At 51.5% G+C, this 926-nt stretch carries 2 tRNA genes and 2 rRNA genes; all 4 read left to right on the top strand.

Annotation, left to right across the window (positions count from 1 at the left end):
* Positions 1-21: 21 nt before the first annotated feature.
* A 5S ribosomal RNA gene (rrf, locus tag CDO73_RS26135) occupies positions 22-138 on the top strand.
* 11 nt (positions 139-149) lie between these two features.
* Positions 150-226 (top strand) — tRNA-Ile (locus tag CDO73_RS26130).
* A 25-nt stretch (positions 227-251) separates the two neighbouring features.
* Positions 252-327: transfer RNA gene (locus CDO73_RS26125), tRNA-Ala, on the top strand.
* A gap of 198 nt (positions 328-525) precedes the next feature.
* Positions 526-926: ribosomal RNA gene (locus tag CDO73_RS26120) — 23S ribosomal RNA — on the top strand; the annotation flags it as partial.

Raw genomic sequence — 926 nt, 5'->3', positions numbered from 1 at the left:
AACTCTTTCAAAAGACATACGTTTGGTGGCAATAGCAGAAGGGTTCCACACGTTCCCATCTCGAACACGACCGTTAAGCCTTCTAACGCCGATGGTACTTGGACCGCAGGGTCCTGGGAGAGTAGGAAGTCGCCAAGCGTATCTTTTATGGGCCCTTAGCTCAGCTGGTTAGAGCGCACCCCTGATAAGGGTGAGGTCGGTGGTTCGAGTCCACTAGGGCCCACCATTTCCAAACTGCATATTCCTTTTATGGGGCCATAGCTCAGCTGGGAGAGCGCCTGCCTTGCAAGCAGGAGGTCAGCGGTTCGATCCCGCTTGGCTCCACCATTTAAAATGGTCTTCACTTCTGAAGGTCAAAAGATTTTCGCTTAACGCGGGAACGCTTTTTGATCCGCACAGCAGTGATGCACCCAAAACTTGTTCCTTGAAAACTGGATACCGAAACGATAAATTCGCGTCTAGAATACTTCTTCTTTCCAAGCTGCGTGTCAGCGAGGGTGAAGTAAGTAATCTTAAATGAAGAATGGTTAAGCAAGTAAGAGCGCACGGTGGATGCCTAGGCACCAGGAGCCGATGAAGGACGCGACGAACCGCGATAGTGCTTCGGGGAGCTGTAAGTAAGCGTTGATCCGGAGATTTCCGAATGGGGCAACCCAGCTGGACTCATACCCAGTTACCGATCGAGTGAATACATAGCTCGACGGAGGCAGACCGGGGGAACTGAAACATCTAAGTACCCCGAGGAAGAGAAAACAATAGTGATTCCGTCAGTAGCGGCGAGCGAACGCGGATTAGCCCAAACCAAGAAGCTTGCTTCTTGGGGTTGTAGGACGTCTCACATGGAGTTACAAAGGTGTTTGGTAGGCGAAGAGGTTTGGAACGACCCGCCAGAGCAGGTGATAGCCCTGTAGCCGAAAGTTTGCTCC

The organism is Saccharibacillus sp. O23 (assembly GCF_002205895.1).
In the GTDB taxonomy this organism is placed as follows: Bacteria; Bacillota; Bacilli; order Paenibacillales; family Paenibacillaceae; genus Saccharibacillus.
Note: the sequence above shows the minus strand (reverse complement) of the source record. Positions and strands in the feature narration are given on the sequence as shown.